Origin of the sequence: Rossellomorea sp. LjRoot5 (assembly GCF_964253455.1) — a bacterium.
GTDB lineage: Bacteria > Bacillota > Bacilli > Bacillales > Bacillaceae_B > Rossellomorea.
Window position 1 is genome coordinate 808558 of sequence record NZ_CAXUQN020000001.1, and the last position, 17509, is coordinate 826066.

A 17509-nucleotide genomic window follows, 5' to 3' on the forward strand; every position below is an offset into this window, starting at 1 on the left:
CTACATTACTCCTTTAACACTGCGTCTATATAGAGATTCGGATTTACCAGTACTTCGGTTGCTTGTGAAAAGAGTGGACGCATCGCTTCTGCACCAAGGCCGTAACCTACAGCCAGCACGACGAGTACAGCAGACGTCATCCATAAGTAACGGGCGTCTCCCTTAGACACTCCGTTATATTCCTTCGGGGTTCCCCAAATACCATTAACGAAAATCTTGATGACAGAGTAGAGCACCAACAGACTGGATGCGAGGACGACTCCTGCTCCTACGTAGGCCTCTGCCGCAAAGCTCCCCCGTACGATTAATAATTTCCCGATAAAACCGCTTAAAGGCGGGATACCGGCAAGTGAGAATGCGGCGACAAGGAATGTCCATCCAAGCCAAGGATAGTGCTTGATCAATCCGCCCATTTTCTTCAGGTTGGCCGTGCCTGTGATGGCAATCATGACACCGACCAGAAGGAATAAAGCGGCCTTGATGATCATGTCATGAACCAAATAATAAATCGCACCCTCCATTGCTTCAGGGTTCATTGTCGATACCCCGAACAAAATCACACCGACAGCAATGACAATGTTATAGATTATGATCTTTTTAACATCCCAATAGGCAATGGCGCCGATACAGCCAAGAACCATGGTAAGGATGGCCAGTATACCCAGGATTTCATGGGTGAATCCGGTATCGTGATAGAAAAATAACGTGTATGTCCGGATAATCGAATAAACTCCGACCTTCGTAAGCAGGGCTCCGAACAGAGCAAGCACCGGGGTCGGCGGCGCATAGTATGAGCCTGGCAGCCAAAAGTATAGCGGAAAGATCGCGCCTTTAAGGCCAAAGACCAATAGGAACAGGATGGCGATGGCTGTTAGAATTCCCGGCTGATCCACTACGGCTATTTTCCTCGAAATATCCGCCATATTCAGCGTTCCAACGACTGAATACAGGTATGCAACGGTGATGACGAATAGTGCGGAGGAGATCACATTCACGAGAATGTATTTGATTCCTTCACGCAGCTGTGCCTTCGTCCCGCCGAGGACCAACAGGACATAAGAACTCATCAGCATTACTTCGAAAAAGACGAAAAGGTTGAAGATATCACCTGTTGTGAAAGCCCCGTTCACTCCAACCAATAGAAATTGAACGACAGGATAATAGTAGAATCGCTCCCTGCCCACTCCTATCGACTTAAACGAGTAAAGAAGCACGACAAGGGCTATGATACTTGTCGTCGTCACAAGTAAGGCAGAGAGCATGTCGGAAACGAGGGTAATCCCAAAAGGAGCTTCCCAGCTTCCGAGGTTCACCGTCTGGATTCCGTCATGGTGAACCGTATTGATCAGTACAAGGGATGCTGCTACGGTAGCCAGAGTTGACAGAGCTGAAATCCCTCGCTGCAGTTTCACATATTTGCTGATAAACATTAAGATAATCGCCGTGAATAACGGGATTAGAATCGGTAGTATTAATAAGTTAGTCATTTCCTTCGTTACCTCTCATCTGATCCATATTATCCGTGCCAAGCTCCTGATATGCCCGATAAGCGAGAACGAGGAAGAAAGCTGTCACTCCAAAGCTGATAACGATTGCCGTCAGGATCAATGCCTGGGGCAGGGGATCGACATATGATTCAGCGTGTTCCCCGAGCAGAGGCGCATCTCCCCCTTTAAGGCCACTCACGGAAAGGATCAATAAATGGGCACCGTGGCTTAACAGGGCTGTCCCGATGATGATCCGGAGCAAGCTCTTGGATAACATTAAGTAAACGGCGCTTGTAAATAGGATTCCGACGACGACGGCCATGATGATCTCCATTATTCGCTCACCCCAATCGTTTGAATGATGGTCATGGTGACCCCGATGACCACCAGATACACGCCTGTGTCAAAGAGGACGGCTGTGTGCAGCGATGTCTTCCCCAACAAGGGAAGGTGGAAATAATCGTACGCGTGGGTAAGGAAAGGAACATCGAATAATAAAGCCCCCGCACCCGTAGCCACTGAAAAGAACAGGCCGATCGCCGTGATGATCTTGTAATCCACCGGTAAAATGGTGGCGACGGTCTTGATGTCATAAGCGAGTAACAGTAACACAATGGCCCCCGACGTCATCAAGCCCCCGATGAATCCTCCCCCCGGAGTGTAGTGACCCGAGAAGAAGAGTCGCAACGAGAACAGGATGATGATGAATGCGACCACATTGGTAACGGTCTGCAGGATGACATCATTCGTTTTTACTTTTGCTTTCATCCTTCATCCCTCCTTGTAAGGCGCAATTTGATCATGGAGTATATGCCGAGTGCCGCAATGGCCAAGACGCAAATTTCAAACATCGTATCAAACCCACGGAAGTCTACGAGGATGACGTTGACCATGTTTTCCCCGCCGGCTTTATCGTGGGTATTCTCAATATAATACTTCGAAATGGACTCAAACATCTTCGAGCTGTAGGAAGAGATGGCGAATAAAGCGACGACCACTCCGACCCCGATCGATATGAGTGCGTTCCCGAGTTTAAACCGCATGCGTTCTTCATGCCTGCTTAATTTAGGCAGGTGGTAGAAGCAAAGTAAGAACAGGGCCACCGACACGGTTTCAATGACAAGCTGTGTCAGGGCCAGGTCCGGGGCGCGGAATAACACAAAGAATAGTGAAACGGTATATCCTGCAGCTCCAAGCGAAATGATGGACGTCAGTCGTGATTTCGCAAACAGGATAGTGACAGAACTGATGACAAGGAGAAGCGCGATGGCAATCTCATAAATCCCGACTGGAGCAACTTCTTCCATATTGATGGCGAACGCCCCTTTGAACCACATCGCAAACAATGAAATGGCAATTAAGAAGGAGAAGATGTACACCAGATACGTACGGATAAAGCCTGTCATATAACCACTTGTAAAGTTATGGGCGCCACGCTCACTCTTGATGAGACCTCCATCATAGAAAGAATTCAAAGTAAAGCGCTCAGGGATCCATGTGTACACCTTTTTCCATGAAGGAAAGAGGAGATACAACAGGATACCGAATAGAATGACCCCGAATGTCATGAATAGCTCAGGTGTAAATCCATGCCAGAATGAAATATGCGTTTCGACCTCATATCCCTCCTGGATCAGGCTTGGGGTAATGGCAGCCACTGCCGGCGCGATGATCCGCTCTGACAGGATGTTCGGGAAGAAACCGAAGATGACCACGAGCGAAGCCAGGATGATCGGTGAGATCAACATTCCAAGAGGGGCTTCATGCGGTTTCTTTTCGAGCTTCTCCGGCTGATGCTTCCCGGTAAAGGTTTTGAAGACCAGGATCATACTGTAAATAAACGTGAACACACTTCCTACCCACGCAAGGAGCGGAAAGATCATGCCGAATGTATCCAGGTTGAAAATATCCATTTCAAGGACCCTGACCATTCCTGTAAAGAACATCTCCTTGGAGAGGAATCCGTTGAAAGGAGGAAGCCCGGCCATGGAGAATGCTCCGATAATGGCGATGGTGAACGTGATGGGCATGAAATTCATCAGCCCGCCAAGCTTTCGGATATCCCGGGTACCCGTTTCATGATCAATGATCCCGACGACCATGAATAAACTTCCTTTGAAGGTCGCGTGGTTGATCAAATGGAATACGGCGGCGAGTGTTGCCACCATATAAATGTTATCATCAAGCTCTGTGTAATGAAGAGCTGCCGCTCCCACTCCCAACAGGGACATGATGAGGCCCAGTTGACTGACGGTGGAAAAGGCGAGGATCCCTTTTAGGTCCGTCTGCTTTACGGCGTTGAAAGAACCCCAGAATAAAGTGAAGATCCCCACGCCGCCGACGAGCCATAGCCAAACGCTTGATTCTGCGAATATCGGGCTTAAGCGGGCGACAAGATAGATACCTGCTTTAACCATCGTGGCGGAGTGCAGATATGCACTGACCGGTGTTGGTGCTTCCATGGCATCCGGCAGCCAGATGTGAAATGGGAACTGAGCGGATTTTGTGAATGCTCCCAACAGTACTAGAAGCAAGGCAGGAAGGAAAAGTGCCTGTGTCATAAGCTGATCAGCTTGTCCGACTAATTCCCTGATGCTGAAAGTTCCGCCCATTAGATAAAGGAGCAGGAATCCTCCAAGCATGCTGAGTCCCCCGAATACCGTGATGAGCATCGATTTCTGTGCTCCATATCTGGAACGCTCACGGTGATACCAGTAACCGATCAATAAGAATGATGAAATAGAAGTGAATTCCCAGAACATATAAAGAACGATCAGGTTGTCGGAAAGGACAACGCCCAACATCGCTCCCATGAACATCATTAAGTACACATAAAAATTATGTAATTGCTCCTTCTTCTTATCTAAGTAATAAATGGAGTAAAGGACAACCAGTGAACCGATTCCCGTGATGAGCATGGCAAATAGTAATCCAAGGCCATCTACGTAAGCGGTGAAGTTGATCCCGAAGGAAGGCATCCACTCCAAGGTTTCCTTGACGGTATCCCCATTTCTTGTAATGGAGATGAATTGAAAAAAGTACGTGAATAAAGCTGCCGGCAACAATAGTACGAACCAGCCGGTATGTACATTCCGAAATGCTTTATATAGAAATGGAATAAGTATCGCAAATAAAAAGGGCGATACAATTGCCCAATGTAATAAAGTCATTTAAAACCCCCCTCTTTATCATAATCGTTTATTCTCAACATGGTCTCATGTCGACCTTATTCATTATTCGGCAACATTCTTCATTACTCGACCGAAGCTGAACCCTAAAAAGCATTATAACGTAAAAAATAAATGCTTGCATTACTCAGCATCCCATTCATATCACAACTTTCAAGAAGTATTAAATATGAAGATACGTGGAAATGCATGTAGAAAAATTTGTTGGATTTTCTCCTCGATTCTTGACACTTCCAGAATAGTTTCGGTCAAATTGGAGAATCCTATCCACAAAGGGGTGAAGTTATGAAAAAGAAAACAGTAGCGGTTACGACCATATTTTTTGCTTTTTTTGGCTTTGCGTGGATGGTGGAAACCGAAGATCGATTTAACCGGGAAATCATTGAGACCGAAGACCCGACGAGTATGAATATCAAACCGGTTCAATATGGTGAAACGGAAGAAGTGGAAGAGGAAATGACGAAAGAACCCGCACGCGGGAGACAACCATTTGAATCCAGGGAATATATCAGAGTGGTACCCCATTCTCATTCCCTTCAATGAAACGGCCCTTTCTTCCATAACAGAAGGGGTGTTTTTTTGTTTATGGATGATAAGGAGAGATAGGCATATTGTCATTGTTCCTTCTGTTTCTATACCCTTTTCAAGATCTCCATAAACGATTATGATGAGAGTGAATGAAGAATCGTTATGGGAGAGTTTTGAGTGAAAAATACATACTTAACAAGTTATTTACCCCTTTTTTCGATACTATTGTTTAGTCTGACGTTTTCCGTTTATGGAGTGGGAGTCTTCGTGGACGTATTTAAAAAAATCGGTGTCTACCCTGGCATGAGGGAGTTTTTATCCGATATACAGCTTAAGCTTGCCATTTTGATCCTGTTAATGGTCGCCTTCTTCATGGTGTTCGCGGCTTTAAAACTGATTGCTGAGACCATCAATGGGGTATCCATGCTGTTTTTTGCCACGGATTCGGATGGGCAGTTGTATAATCTTGTTCGTACAGGCTCGATGATTTACTTCATCGGGGGCTTGGTGTCTGTGGTGAGTCTAAAGTCTTTTTTAGGGCTTTTCATCATTTTTGCACTCAGTTCGATCGCTTATTTTATCTACTTTGTGTATAAAATAAGTCCGTCCCTCTCGAAATGGGGGATCTTCGGAGTGGTGAGTTTGCAGGTATTCTCATGGTCTTCGTTATTTTTGACGATCTTCTTTGTTTTTTTGAAGCTTTATAACGGAGTAATGGCAAGTCTCCCGATTATGTCGAAGGTAAAGTTATAATAGAAAAAGCGTCTGCAGCACATGCTGCAGACGCTTTTTTGATATAAGATCATTCCATGATTTCCTGCCAGACTTTATGACTTGGACGCTTTTGTTCGATCTCACTCATATCACGGGGAATATCATGGCCGACCCAAACGCCTGTCGTAAGGGTGTCGGTCAAACCCATCACCCAGTAATCATGATAGTTATTGGTCGTGCCGGTTTTGATTCCTACATACGGCTTGGATACATACGCGGATCTTCCGGTTCCGGCTGTCGCCCCTTCATTGAGCATTTTTCTTATTTTAGCAGTGGTATCTGCTGACCAGACTTTCTTCGGGTCCTTTTTCCATTGATAAAGAATCTTTCCGTGACTGTCACTGACGGAAAGGATGGCATGACTCTCCTGATAACTGCCGTCAATAAAAGAGGTATAGGCATCCGTCAGTTCCAGGGGACTCATTCCATAAGTGAAGCCGCCAATGGAAGAAGCGAAGGTTTGATCTTCCTTTATCACCCTTTCAAAGGAAAAAGGGGAGATGGATTGGAAGGCTTTTTCAATGCCGACCTTTTCCATGAGACGAAGCGCCGAGCCGTTATAGGATTGTGCCAGGGATTGTTTCAATGTCACCGTACCCGGCTGGATCCCTCCATAGTTGACCGGACAATACTCACCGACACAGTATTGATTGGCATTGACTTTGTCATTGATCCCGGCCTTGAATTTCTCAATGTAGGGACCGTATACGAGCAGCGGTTTAATAACCGAACCAGGCTGCCTGAAGGCTTGGAACGCATGATTGAAATTATATTTCTGGTAATCCCTGCCACCGGATAAGGCAACAATCATTCTGGACTTATTGTCGATGGTGACAGTTGCTCCCTGTAATTCTGCATTTAGCTGTTCATTCAAAGCCCGGACACTTTTTTGTTGAAGAGCGGGCCGCAACGCCGTTTGAATCCTGACACCTGACGAAATCACGTCCTGAAATCGTTCCTCGAGCTTCCCGGCGATCCGCTTCTTTTCCTCTTCAGATGCGGCATTTTCCAGTTCCAGCTTATAGCCTTCGTTTAGAGCGATCAGTTCCTTCAGCTCGTTTTCTACATAAAAGGCATAGTCGGGATAGAGATCAGTCTTCTTGCGGACATTCAGGGTGATCGGTATTTTCTTTAATTTCTCCGCTTCATCCTTCGATAATTTTGATGTGCTCACAAGAATATCGAGCAGTCGCTCCTGACGAACCTTCGTTTGATCGAAATGGTCAACGGGATCATATTTACCCGGATTATTCGGGATTGAAGCGATGAACGCCATCTCCGCCTGGTTAAGATCGGAGACACTTTTTTGAAAATAGTATTGGGAGGCTGTTTCGATCCCGTATACTCCATTACTGAAGTAAATGACGTTCATATATAACTCCAGTATTTCATCCTTTGATAAGGATTTTTCAATTTCATGTGCATAAAACAACTCGGTCAGTTTACGATTATAGGTTTTTTCCTGTCCCAGATATAAGTTCCGGGCCAACTGCTGGGTAATGGTACTCCCTCCCTGCTGGATATGGGTGAACACCAGATTTTTCACGACAGCCCGGAGGATTGCGCCAGCATCGAAACCGACGTGTTCGTAAAAGTGCTGATCTTCAGATGCGACCAGTATATCCTTTAGGAACGAGGGGATCTTCTCGTCCGGCACATATAGACGGTAAGGCCGGTTCACCTCAGAAAAGACCTTACCGTCCTGATCAAGTAATAAGCTTGTACGATTCAGGTCGATGGACTCGGTACTCACTGCATGCTCCAACTCCTGTTGAAAGCTTTGTACCTTGTTCCATTCACCCGTCGCAAAAAATAACGTGGTGAAAAAGATGAGTATAAAACTAATCACCGTTACATAACCTGCAAAAACTCTCATATCTCACTCTACTTTTCTAGTATTCTTTCACATGGCTTTGAGATTCAGAATGATGTATACTCCACCATAATAATCCAAATGCTCCTAAGAATAAAGCACCTGTTACATAAAAAACGGAAGAAATGCCAATATATCCGGATACAATGCCTCCAAATGCCGGTCCGATCACATTTCCAAGAAATCGGAAGCTCTGATTATATCCAAGGACTTCTCCCTGCATACTCAATGGTGCCTCCTGACGAATGTAGGCAGTGACGCAAGGAATCATACCTCCGATCGCAATTCCGAACAGGAACCGGAAAAGAACGAGCTGCCACAGCTCGACAGCCAGTGCCTGTGGAACGATGAAGATAGAGGCGAGAACGAGAAGGATGGATAAAACCTTTTCATACCCGATATCGTCACCGAGCTGTCCCCATCTTCTCGTCGCAATCAAGTTTCCGAATCCCGTCGCTGAAAAGGCGATTCCTGCTAAAAATGCCAGATTACTAGAAGAGGTGAGTTCATCTACATACAGGGCGAGAAGCGGCTGTATGCTGAAGTTCGCCACTTGAATCAGGCAGGAAAGGATAAGGACCGTCAAGAGTAATTTATGATCAAAGATATGCTGCAGGACTTCTTTACTCGAGTATTTGTTCCGTTGATCCCGTTGTTCCCTGCTTCTTTGTTCATCGATCCCGAGAAGTACGACGGTCGCAGCAGTGGCGATGGCGATGGAAGTGAAGATAAACGTGTAGGAAAATCCCACATTGTCTGCCAACAGTCCTCCAATCACCGGACCGAATAACCCGCCTGATACGGTTCCCATCTGAAGGGTGCCAAGTGTCCTTCCCGCTTCTTCCTTAGGGGTCTGGGAGGAGATGAGGGCCATCGATGTAGGGATGAACCCCGTCACCGCCCCCATGATCCCCCGCAGAATGAACAGTCCCCCAACGGAATGCATAAACCCCATTAAGAAGATGGAAGTTGCAATCCCGTATCCAGTGATGAGAAGGATCGGCTTATATCCAAAACGATCCCCGATCCGACCCCATAGGGGAGATATGAAGAACGCCGTTAAGAATGTAACTCCAAAGACAAAACCTGACCAGCGCTGGATATATTCGTGACTATAAGTGCCAAAGGTTTCAATGTAAAGAGATAAAAAGGGCAGCACCATTGTTGCGCTGGCCGCCACCAGAAAATTGGCCATGAGCATGATGGTTAGATTCTTTCTTTTTTGTGAAATAATTAACACCTTCTATATGTTTTTTTATTTCGTATACCTAAATATTCATTTTATTAAAGATTTGGTCCATAGTCCACTGAATAACATTTATTCGCATGTAAAACCGGGAATTAGTCATAATTTCCTGACTTAGCATGATATAATGTAAGAATAAGAAGTATGGAGAAATGCTGCGCATCGCACAGTTCTCCTTTCGGATGGAGTAAAGAAATACGATTATCCTGAATTTTTTTATTATAAATGAATTGGGGTCTTATCTACATTTTGAGGAGGGAGTATACGTGGCGAAAGCGGAACAGCTTGTGTTTATAGATTTTGAGTTTTCTATGCCGGAACGACATAGGGTCCCCAAAGGTTTCTTCCCTGAAATCATCGAAGCCGGGGTAGTGGTGGTAGAGTTCGGGAAAGTGTCAGATACGTTTTCCTCTTATGTGAAACCGACTGCATTCCCCAAACTGACCAACCGCTGCAAACGATTTTTATCCATCAGCCAGAATGAAGTGGATTCAGGGATATCGTTCCAATGTCTGATTGATTATTTTAAAGGGTTGAATGATTTGGGAGTCGCGAAGGTAGTGACGTGGGGAAACATGGATATGAAGGTACTTCGCGATAACTGCGCGCAGGCGGGCGTATCATTTCCTTTCCAAGCTCAATTCGTCGATTTATCCATGGAATATAAGCGCTTCTTCGGTGATCAGAACCAGACGGGACTATGGAAGGCCGTCCAGGAATATGGAAGGGAAGGTGTCGGAAAGCACCATAAAGCGTTGGATGACGCCCTTACCACCCAGCATATCTACAACCTGGTCGAAAAAGATAAAAAATACCTCGATAAAGCCGCACCCACCACCATCGGAGACAGAATCGACCTCTCGAAATTCTACAACCAGCTTGCATGAAAAGACGGGGACGAACCTTCATTTGAAGGTCCGTCCCCGTCTTTCATTAAAATGTGAGGTTATACATCAGTTCGTATTCCCTTTGAATGGATTGCAGTGTTTCAAGACTCTTTTGTGCGTGGGGGGAACCGTCTGCTTCAAGTTCTTCCTTCAACGTTAAGAATGAATGGATAAGTGTTTCATTGTAATCGGGGATGTCCCCGTCATATGGCTTGACCATTTTCTCCGGCATGTTGGCACGCTCACCGTGGGCAAGTGCTTTCCGTTCATGAAACAAAGGTACGTCCACAGCTTGAGGGTTGTGCAGGTCGCCTTGCCTCGGATGCTTTAAGACAGCCTGAATCTTCACGACAAAGGCACCGGGTCGTTCCCCTGTGACCTCCCCTACATATTTTCCCGTTTTATAAAAAGCTGTGACATAATCACCAATTTGAATGTTTTTCATAAAAAACCTCCTCTAATACATCAATCTCTATTATAATGTAAGCAGAATGAAACTGAGAAATAACTACTATAAAGGTAACATGTGGAGGTACATATATGAAGCGTTTAATGATCGTTACCCTCTGTTTACTAGGTTTAGTTCTTGCCTCATGTGGACAAACAGAAAAGGGAGATACCACTGAAGAAAAGCCAAAAGCATCCGAGAAGCAGAAAACAACAGAAGAATCCAAAGGAGATGAAGATATGACGTATCCTCAGCTGACAACAGAAGTTGCTGAAAACGAAAAATTAGTTGAAATGAAAACATCCATGGGAACCATCAAGATCAAATTATTCCCCGAGCAGGCTCCCAAAACCGTGGAGAACTTCATAAAACACAGTAAAGATGGGTATTACGATGGCTTGAAATTCCACCGGGTCATTAAAGACTTCATGATTCAGGGTGGAGACCCGAATGGAAACGGTACGGGTGGGGAAAGCATCTACGGAGAAACATTTGATGATGAATTTTCACCTGAACTATTCAATCTCCGTGGTGCCCTTTCAATGGCAAATAGAGGGCCTGACACTAATGGAAGTCAATTCTTCATCGTTCAGAAAAGTGACTTCGACCCGCAGATGGAAGACCAAATGAAATCTGCCGGTTTCCCTGAGCAAATTATCGATGCTTACAAGGAGAATGGCGGAACACCTTGGCTAGACCAGAAGCATACCGTGTTTGGTCAAGTGGTTGAAGGGATGGACATAGTGGATAAGATTGCAAACGTAGACGCGGATGAAAACGGCCTTCCTAAAGAAGACGTCATCATTGAAAACATCAAGGTTGTAAAATAAATGCTTAAAGAGCTGCGAACCCCATTAATGGGGTTCGCAGTTTTTTTGAAGAGAAAAAAAAGGTATTTCCTCGGAAATTGTCGGGTAGACGTTCAATAAATCGTTAAAAAGGTGACGATTTGAAGTTGGTTTGTCCTTTAGAGAGTTGTTATAATAGACAAAGAGTTTGTTTTCGAAAGGAGCGTACCATGCTTTCTTCATTTATATTAAATTTATTTCTCTATTTTCCCGAAGATAAGACAGAATATATCCCAGCCGGCATTACGATGGCCATTTTTGTGATTGCTGCCCTCCTTACATTCCGGATCATCCAGAAAGCTTCAAAGCGCGAAGAATTGAAAACGAAGAAAATGGAAGAAGAAGCAAGGGTTCAGAAGAGAACAGAATAGAAAATCGAAACACGCCTCCTGAGCGTGTTTTTTTCGTCCTGATGGATATCCTTCATACGGCAACTCTTCATGGAAATAGGAATAATTTTCACCACAGGAGTCAACAATGGTGAAAGAGTATGCAGAGATGGAGGAAGAGCGATATGAAAAAATTATCCCTATTATATATGGTCATGATCACACTCCTTGCAAGCGGATGTGCTATCGAAAATCCGAAAAAGCTAGAAGTGGAAATGAAAAATGAGAACGGTGATTCACTGGGGAATGCCACCCTACAGGAACAATCTGACGGAGTGGAAGTCGCATTGGATCTCGAAGGACTTCCTCCGGGGGAGCACGGAATCCATATACATGAAAAAGGAGTATGCAAGCGGCCGGATTTCGTATCGTCAGGTAATCACTTCAATCCTGACGACACGAAGCATGGACTGCTTCATCCTGAAGGGGCCCACGGCGGAGATCTGCCCAACCTCATCGTGGGGGATGACGGCACGGTGAAGGTGAAGCTCATGGCACCGATGGTTACCTTATCAAAGGGGAAGACATCCCTCTTCACGAAAGAAGGGACTTCACTCATCATTGATGAAAACAAAGATGACGGGATGACACAACCCTCGGGGGATTCCGGTAAACGCATTGCCTGTGGCGAGATCAAAAGCGATAAGAAGTAGCCGTTAAAAAATGTACCAGGTACGAATCCTGACGATTCGTACCTGGTACATTTTTTTAATTCAATGCGGATCTTAATCTTGTCAGACCATCCATCAGCGTCTCCCGTGGACATGCAATGTTCATGCGGACAAAGCCTTCCCCGCCAGGACCATATTTCGTCCCCGGTTCCAATGCAAGTCTTCCTTTTTCTAATAGTCGATTTTTCAGTTCATCATCGGATAGGTTCAACTTCGTGCAATCGATCCAGAGTAAATACGTCCCTTCTGCTTCCACGACTTGCAGTTCAGGCAGGTGTTCTTCAATGAATTCCTTCGTGACGGTTACATTTTCCTGCAGATAATCCAGGATTTCATCCAACCACTCTTCTCCGTGGCGATAAGCCGTTTCCATTCCAATGATGCCGAGTGTATTGAGAGTAAAGAAGCCTTGCTTTTTATGAACGCCTGCAATCTTTTCCCTGATTTCAGCATTTGGAGTGATCATGGCTGAAGCCTGTAAACCTGCCAGGTTAAAGGTTTTGCTCGGTGCAATGCAAGTAATCGTCATATCCCGGAATGTATCATCCAAAGAGGCGAGGGGAGTATGCGTATGATTTTTATAAACCAGATCTGAATGGATTTCGTCCGAAACAATCAAGACGTTGTACTTGTGACATAATTCAGCCATTTTGATCAGTTCTTCTTTCTTCCACACCCGTCCGCTCGGATTATGAGGGTTGCACAGAAGGAATAGCTTCACACCTGTTTTAAGGGATTCTTCAAAGGCATGAAAGTCGATGGAATATCTCCCTTCACGATACTGCAGTCGGGCATTGACAATTTCCCTGTCATTATCCTCCACCAGGCTGAAAAATGGAGTATAAACGGGAGATTGGACTAGCACTTTGTCTCCGGGAACAGTGAGTGCCTGAATGATCGTTGATATAGCGGGAACGACTCCGGGACTGTATTGCAGCCAGGTTGTCTCGATTTCCCAGCCGTGGCGTTTTTGAACCCAATCTTTAATGCTTGCCGCTGTTTCATCCCCTACAAATGTGTAGCCAAAGATCCCGTGCTTCAGTCTGTTCCCGAGCGCTTCCAATACAGCCTCAGGCGGAAGGAAATCCATATCTGCCACCCACATAGGCAGGACATCGTCTCTCCCAAACACGGTTTTCGTGAGGTCCCACTTAACGGAGGAGGACCCTTTCCGGTCGATGATTTCTTCAAATCTACTCATTATTCTTTCCCCTTTCGTTTATGTATTTGTAAGTATAATCATATGATGGAAACGAAAAAGATGAAAATGATATGTCTTACCGTTAGTCATTTGATTTCTTTTCCAACACAAGAAAAAAGGGACTTCTCCCTACGTTTCAGTTAGAAGCGTTTGGGAAAGTCCTTTTTGAAATAGAGGCTCTGTCCTGGCCTCATCCGAAACTTCTTCTGGAGCAGCGGAAACAAATGCATGAATATTTTCCAATACTTCCCTTGGCTTTTCTTCGGGTACAAGATGCCCCGTCTCTTTCAGTACCACGAGTTTCGAGTTCGGGATATCCTGGTTCAGCCTCTCTCCCGTTGATAAAGGTACCACCCTGTCATGCTCTCCCCAAACGAGGAGGCAGGGTGTTTGGATATTTCGCAGGTCATTCACCGAAAGATCTCCTTCGCGGTCCCGTATCATCCTTGTTAGCGCTTTGAAAATATCATCCTCCAGGAAAGGTTTCAAATATCCAAACATCATTTCATCGTCAATCATGGTAGAGTCATGCACGACGTTTTCAAGGTTATTGCGGACCCCTGAGCGAGTAAGCCACAGTTTTACGTAAAGATGGAAAAAAGGGATGTGACTCAGCATCGTGACAGGCCAATTCATCCTCTTTAGATATCCTGAACTGCAGAGCAGGACGCCTTTTTCCACTAAGTCAGGGGCCTTTTTCATGACATTCAAGGCGATCTGCCCACCCATGGAATGCCCCGTCAAATGGATGTTGCTTACCTTCAGATGGCCCAGTAAGGCGATGACCGTATTGGCAAGGTTGTCGTAAGAATAAACGAAGTTGTTGTGTTTTCCGCTGTTTCCGAAAGGAGGAAGGTCGATGGAAACGACATTATAATGTTCTTTCAAAAGAGGTGTAAGCCGCCTGAAGCTGAAGATGGATGATAGGAATCCATGAAGAAGGACGAAGGTCTCAGAGGCAGTGGGATGTTCGTGATATTCAAAGTAAACATTGGTGCCGTTCACCTCCACCACTCTGGAGAAATCGTTTTCCTGCATTTTTCCTCACTCCTTTCTGTATTGATTATAGATATTTTACCCCCAATTCCTCATTTCACACCTTGAATTGAAGTTTCTGACATATCCATTCCCTTTAAAGGGGGGGAATAGGTTGACTCTTTTCATATACGTGACTTCTGATATAATGAAACCATTTAGTGGGGATGAGGAGGAAGCAAAATGCAACTGAGAGAAATGGAGCTTGATTTAGTAAGGATATTACAGAAGGATGCAAGGATTTCGACAGAAGATTTAGGAAAAATGCTTCAAGTGCCGGCAAAGGAAATTGAGGAAGCGGTTGAGAAGCTTGAAAAAGCGAATATTCTTGTCAGATATAGCTCGATTGTGGACTGGTCGAAAGTGGAAGGCCATGAAGGTGTGACGGCCATGATTGATGTAAAAGTCGCTCCGAAAAGAGGGGTGGGCTTTGATGAAGTGGCTCACCGGATTTACCGGTATAAAGAAGTGAAAAGCGTCTACCTGATGTCTGGGGCGTACGACCTGTCCGTGACGGTTGAAGGGCGGTCCATGCATGAAGTGGCGACATTCGTGTCTGAAAAGCTCTCGACCCTGGATTCTGTCCTATCAACGACCACACATTTTCAATTGAAGAAATATAAGCATGATGGAACGATCTTCGGTGATCATGGAGAAGATAGAAGAATCGTGGTGTCCCCATGACAACCAAGACATCATACATAGCTCAATCAGTTAAGAATTTAAAGCCTTCAGGAATCAGGAAATTCTTCGATCTCGCTGCCAATATGGAAGGGGTCATTTCCTTAGGCGTAGGGGAGCCGGATTTCGTCACCTCCTGGACGGTGAGGGAAGCGGCGATTCTCTCCTTGGAACAGGGATATACCTCCTATACAGCAAATGCGGGACTTCTCGAGTTGAGGGAAAAGATTGCCCGGTATATGAAAGAGGGATACTCGGTTGACTATGATCCGAAAACGGAAATCATCGTGACGGTCGGGGCTTCACAGGCACTTGATATCAGTATGAGGGCCATCATCGATCAGGGTGATGAAGTGATCGTCGTCGAACCGGGCTTTGTTTCGTACGTTCCTCTTGTCCAATTGGCGGGGGGAGTGCCGTTAACGGTCGAAACCAAACCGGAAAATGGCTTCAAGGTCACAGCTGAAGAACTCGAAGCAGCCATCACGCCAAAAACAAAAGCTGTGTTACTTTGTTCCCCGAACAATCCGACAGGGACGGTCCTTGAAAGGGGAAATTTAGAGAGTCTGGCTGAAGTGATCCGGAAGCATGATCTCGTCGTCTTTTCAGATGAAATTTATGCGGAGCTTGCCTATGACCATCACCATGTATCAATCGCTTCGTTAGAAGACATGAGAAAAAGGACCATCGTCATCAACGGCTTCTCCAAAGGGTTCGCCATGACGGGCTGGAGGCTCGGCTATATATGCGCCCCTGAAGAGATTGCTTCATCTTTATTGAAAATCCATCAGTATGCCATGATGTGCGCGTCCACGCCTGCTCAATATGCAGCAGTCGAGGCACTGGATAAAGGGATGGACGATGTGATGGAAATGAAGAGAAGCTACCGTCACCGCCGTCACTATTTCGTCGACTCCCTGAACGAATGTGGATTAACATGCCACACCCCGGGAGGAGCGTTCTATGCCTTTCCTTCCATTCAAAAGACGGGAATGTCTTCAGAGGAATTTGCAGAAAAACTCCTGTTGGAAGAGAAAGTGGCGGTTGTGCCCGGTAGCGTGTTTGGTAAAGGTGGAGAAGGGTTTATCCGTTGTTCGTATGCATCAAGCATGGAGCAGCTGCAGGAAGCGGTGAAACGGATGAAGCGATTTGTGGAGAATCACGGTTAGGTACCGAATGAAGGATACCAGGCACCATTTCCAGATTGGTGCCTGGCATCCTTAAAAATACGCAAAAAAATAGGACGATACCATGATCGTCCAACAAATGAAAACAAAAGGGGGGAATACTTAGAAAGCTTATTTTCAGTATGACCCCTTTTGTGTTTCTCTATACATCATTTTCAAAAAAAGTTTTTAAGATTCATTTGTTTCATATTTTAACTCATATAGCATTTGCATCACCCTAAGAAAATCCTCTTCTGAGAATTCCTTGGCCTTGCGAAGGATGAGCTTTGTCCGCTTGGGACCCAGTTCTTTAATCAGCTGCTCCATTTCTGCATCTATTCCTGCAGGTGGATGGTCTTTCACTTCCCGTTCCATGAGTTCGGAAGCAGGAATATCGAGAACAGTGGAAAGTTTAAGGATCGTCTGGGTATCAGGTATCTGCAGATCAGATTCATATTTCTCAATTGTTTTCGTTCCCAACCTGGCCCGTAAAGCAAGCTCCTGTTGAGACAATCTACGCTCTTCCCTTACTCGTTTCAGATTCTCGCCAAAATGAGACATATCTACATTCCCTCCTCTTAAAATGACTTCCGTATAACTTTAGTTTATCACCACTTGGAAAAAATCAGCCCGATAACCCGTGAACAAAATGTTACATAAATAAAAGTAGATGAGACTGTGATAAAAGTGTTTAGTTAAAAGAAAATCCGAACGATCATTCGAAATTCTTTTTTGAAATTCGAAATCGTTCGGATTGATCATTTGGCAGTTTATGTAAATGTTGTTACGTTTAGATGTAGTGAGTCGTGCTTGATTTCCGCTCCAGGTGCTCGCTTTCCGCGGGGCTGGCGGTGAGCCTCCTCGGGCTAAAGCCCTGTGGGGTCTCACCTGTCCAGCGTTTCCCGCAGGAGTCGAGCACCTTCCGCTTCAATCAACTGTCCAAGCGTAAGTCTTTCCCTATAACATTGTAATGTCGAGATTGCTTCACCATTGCATACACCAACTCTTATTCTATTAGTTGAAGTGACCGATAACCGTTACTTATACAATTACTTTTTCTTACCTCATGTGAATGACTCATTCTGCT

The 17509-nt window shown here is 45.3% G+C and carries 18 protein-coding genes; 8 read left to right on the forward strand and 10 right to left on the reverse strand.

Annotated features, from left to right (window positions below; genetic code table 11):
- Positions 1–5: 5 nt before the first annotated feature.
- The 4 genes from ACSQ2E_RS04060 to ACSQ2E_RS04075 are packed head-to-tail and all read right to left on the reverse strand — an operon-like array spanning position 6 to position 4657.
- On the reverse strand, positions 6–1487 hold the full coding sequence (locus ACSQ2E_RS04060; protein ID WP_435989464.1) for a Na+/H+ antiporter subunit D: 1482 nt from the start codon (positions 1485–1487) through the stop codon (positions 6–8).
- Complete coding sequence (locus ACSQ2E_RS04065) at positions 1480–1821, reverse strand: Na(+)/H(+) antiporter subunit C (RefSeq protein WP_435989465.1); 342 nt, start codon at positions 1819–1821, stop codon at positions 1480–1482. Before ACSQ2E_RS04065 ends, ACSQ2E_RS04060 begins: the two co-directional genes overlap by 8 nt.
- On the reverse strand, positions 1821–2255 hold the full coding sequence (locus ACSQ2E_RS04070) for a Na(+)/H(+) antiporter subunit B (protein ID WP_435989466.1): 435 nt from the start codon (positions 2253–2255) through the stop codon (positions 1821–1823). The genes ACSQ2E_RS04065 and ACSQ2E_RS04070 overlap by 1 nt, the downstream gene beginning before the upstream one ends.
- On the reverse strand, positions 2252–4657 hold the full coding sequence (locus ACSQ2E_RS04075; protein WP_435989467.1) for a Na+/H+ antiporter subunit A: 2406 nt from the start codon (positions 4655–4657) through the stop codon (positions 2252–2254). Before ACSQ2E_RS04075 ends, ACSQ2E_RS04070 begins: the two co-directional genes overlap by 4 nt.
- Positions 4658–4960: 303 nt before the next feature.
- Between ACSQ2E_RS04075 and ACSQ2E_RS04080 the strand changes: the two genes are divergently transcribed.
- On the forward strand, positions 4961–5218 hold the full coding sequence (locus ACSQ2E_RS04080; protein WP_435989468.1) for a hypothetical protein: 258 nt from the start codon (positions 4961–4963) through the stop codon (positions 5216–5218).
- A 162-nt stretch (positions 5219–5380) separates the two neighbouring features.
- Positions 5381–5956: a DUF5366 family protein gene (locus tag ACSQ2E_RS04085; RefSeq protein WP_435989469.1), complete on the forward strand. Its 576-nt coding sequence runs from the start codon at positions 5381–5383 to the stop codon at positions 5954–5956.
- A 49-nt stretch (positions 5957–6005) separates the two neighbouring features.
- Here the strand turns inward: ACSQ2E_RS04085 and ACSQ2E_RS04090 are convergent, their stop codons facing one another.
- Together ACSQ2E_RS04090 and ACSQ2E_RS04095 are read right to left on the reverse strand one after the other, a co-directional pair.
- On the reverse strand, positions 6006–7853 hold the full coding sequence (locus tag ACSQ2E_RS04090) for a transglycosylase domain-containing protein (RefSeq protein WP_435989470.1): 1848 nt from the start codon (positions 7851–7853) through the stop codon (positions 6006–6008).
- 16 nt (positions 7854–7869) lie between these two features.
- A complete protein-coding gene (locus tag ACSQ2E_RS04095; RefSeq protein ID WP_435994388.1) occupies positions 7870–9081 on the reverse strand; it encodes an MFS transporter in 1212 nt (403 codons plus the stop codon).
- Positions 9082–9362: 281 nt separating this feature from the next.
- Here ACSQ2E_RS04095 and kapD point away from each other — a divergent pair, with 281 nt between their 5' ends.
- Positions 9363–9983, forward strand: a complete 621-nt coding sequence (gene kapD, locus ACSQ2E_RS04100; protein WP_435989471.1) for a 3'-5' exonuclease KapD — start codon at positions 9363–9365, stop codon at positions 9981–9983.
- Between the two features lie 46 nt (positions 9984–10029).
- Here kapD and ACSQ2E_RS04105 read toward each other — a convergent pair whose 3' ends face one another.
- Positions 10030–10428, reverse strand: a complete 399-nt coding sequence (locus ACSQ2E_RS04105; RefSeq protein ID WP_435989472.1) for a kinase-associated lipoprotein B — start codon at positions 10426–10428, stop codon at positions 10030–10032.
- Between the two features lie 95 nt (positions 10429–10523).
- Here ACSQ2E_RS04105 and ACSQ2E_RS04110 point away from each other — a divergent pair, with 95 nt between their 5' ends.
- The 3 genes from ACSQ2E_RS04110 to ACSQ2E_RS04120 all read left to right on the forward strand — a co-directional run bounded on the left by ACSQ2E_RS04110 (position 10524) and on the right by ACSQ2E_RS04120 (position 12321).
- Positions 10524–11261 carry a peptidylprolyl isomerase gene (locus ACSQ2E_RS04110; protein ID WP_435989473.1) on the forward strand — a complete coding sequence of 246 codons (738 nt, stop codon included), beginning with the start codon at positions 10524–10526 and terminating at the stop codon, positions 11259–11261.
- 188 nt (positions 11262–11449) lie between these two features.
- Positions 11450–11650 carry a hypothetical protein gene (locus tag ACSQ2E_RS04115; protein WP_435989474.1) on the forward strand — a complete coding sequence of 67 codons (201 nt, stop codon included), beginning with the start codon at positions 11450–11452 and terminating at the stop codon, positions 11648–11650.
- Positions 11651–11793: 143 nt separating this feature from the next.
- Positions 11794–12321 carry a superoxide dismutase family protein gene (locus ACSQ2E_RS04120; protein ID WP_435989475.1) on the forward strand — a complete coding sequence of 176 codons (528 nt, stop codon included), beginning with the start codon at positions 11794–11796 and terminating at the stop codon, positions 12319–12321.
- A gap of 55 nt (positions 12322–12376) precedes the next feature.
- Here ACSQ2E_RS04120 and ACSQ2E_RS04125 read toward each other — a convergent pair whose 3' ends face one another.
- Both ACSQ2E_RS04125 and ACSQ2E_RS04130 read right to left on the reverse strand, forming a co-directional pair.
- Positions 12377–13540, reverse strand: coding sequence for a MalY/PatB family protein (locus tag ACSQ2E_RS04125; RefSeq protein WP_435989476.1), 1164 nt, complete (start codon positions 13538–13540; stop codon positions 12377–12379).
- A gap of 129 nt (positions 13541–13669) precedes the next feature.
- Positions 13670–14578 (reverse strand): alpha/beta fold hydrolase, encoded by a 909-nt coding sequence (locus ACSQ2E_RS04130; protein WP_435989477.1) that lies wholly within the window; start codon positions 14576–14578, stop codon positions 13670–13672.
- A 180-nt stretch (positions 14579–14758) separates the two neighbouring features.
- Between ACSQ2E_RS04130 and ACSQ2E_RS04135 the strand changes: the two genes are divergently transcribed.
- Both ACSQ2E_RS04135 and ACSQ2E_RS04140 read left to right on the forward strand, forming a co-directional pair.
- Positions 14759–15259 carry an Lrp/AsnC family transcriptional regulator gene (locus ACSQ2E_RS04135; protein WP_034763838.1) on the forward strand — a complete coding sequence of 167 codons (501 nt, stop codon included), beginning with the start codon at positions 14759–14761 and terminating at the stop codon, positions 15257–15259.
- Positions 15256–16425: an aminotransferase gene (locus tag ACSQ2E_RS04140; protein ID WP_435989478.1), complete on the forward strand. Its 1170-nt coding sequence runs from the start codon at positions 15256–15258 to the stop codon at positions 16423–16425. Before ACSQ2E_RS04135 ends, ACSQ2E_RS04140 begins: the two co-directional genes overlap by 4 nt.
- A gap of 186 nt (positions 16426–16611) precedes the next feature.
- Here ACSQ2E_RS04140 and ACSQ2E_RS04145 read toward each other — a convergent pair whose 3' ends face one another.
- Complete coding sequence (locus ACSQ2E_RS04145; RefSeq protein ID WP_435989479.1) at positions 16612–16983, reverse strand: helix-turn-helix domain-containing protein; 372 nt, start codon at positions 16981–16983, stop codon at positions 16612–16614.
- Between the last annotated feature and the right edge of the window lie 526 nt (positions 16984–17509).

Excerpts from the sequence above, each read along its gene's own strand:
- ACSQ2E_RS04115 (WP_435989474.1), top strand. The coding sequence starts at position 11,450 with ATGCTTTCTTCATTTATATTAAATTTATTTCTCTATTTTCCCGAAGAT.
- ACSQ2E_RS04125 (WP_435989476.1), bottom strand. The coding sequence starts at position 13,540 with ATGAGTAGATTTGAAGAAATCATCGACCGGAAAGGGTCCTCCTCCGTT.
- ACSQ2E_RS04090 (WP_435989470.1), bottom strand. The coding sequence starts at position 7,853 with ATGAGAGTTTTTGCAGGTTATGTAACGGTGATTAGTTTTATACTCATC.
- ACSQ2E_RS04075 (WP_435989467.1), bottom strand. The coding sequence starts at position 4,657 with ATGACTTTATTACATTGGGCAATTGTATCGCCCTTTTTATTTGCGATA.
- ACSQ2E_RS04070 (WP_435989466.1), bottom strand. The coding sequence starts at position 2,255 with ATGAAAGCAAAAGTAAAAACGAATGATGTCATCCTGCAGACCGTTACC.
- ACSQ2E_RS04065 (WP_435989465.1), bottom strand. The coding sequence starts at position 1,821 with ATGGAGATCATCATGGCCGTCGTCGTCGGAATCCTATTTACAAGCGCC.
- ACSQ2E_RS04130 (WP_435989477.1), bottom strand. The coding sequence starts at position 14,578 with ATGCAGGAAAACGATTTCTCCAGAGTGGTGGAGGTGAACGGCACCAAT.
- ACSQ2E_RS04110 (WP_435989473.1), top strand. The coding sequence starts at position 10,524 with ATGAAGCGTTTAATGATCGTTACCCTCTGTTTACTAGGTTTAGTTCTT.
- ACSQ2E_RS04105 (WP_435989472.1), bottom strand. The coding sequence starts at position 10,428 with ATGAAAAACATTCAAATTGGTGATTATGTCACAGCTTTTTATAAAACG.
- ACSQ2E_RS04060 (WP_435989464.1), bottom strand. The coding sequence starts at position 1,487 with ATGACTAACTTATTAATACTACCGATTCTAATCCCGTTATTCACGGCG.
- ACSQ2E_RS04080 (WP_435989468.1), top strand. The coding sequence starts at position 4,961 with ATGAAAAAGAAAACAGTAGCGGTTACGACCATATTTTTTGCTTTTTTT.
- ACSQ2E_RS04120 (WP_435989475.1), top strand. The coding sequence starts at position 11,794 with ATGAAAAAATTATCCCTATTATATATGGTCATGATCACACTCCTTGCA.
- ACSQ2E_RS04135 (WP_034763838.1), top strand. The coding sequence starts at position 14,759 with ATGCAACTGAGAGAAATGGAGCTTGATTTAGTAAGGATATTACAGAAG.
- ACSQ2E_RS04140 (WP_435989478.1), top strand. The coding sequence starts at position 15,256 with ATGACAACCAAGACATCATACATAGCTCAATCAGTTAAGAATTTAAAG.
- ACSQ2E_RS04145 (WP_435989479.1), bottom strand. The coding sequence starts at position 16,983 with ATGTCTCATTTTGGCGAGAATCTGAAACGAGTAAGGGAAGAGCGTAGA.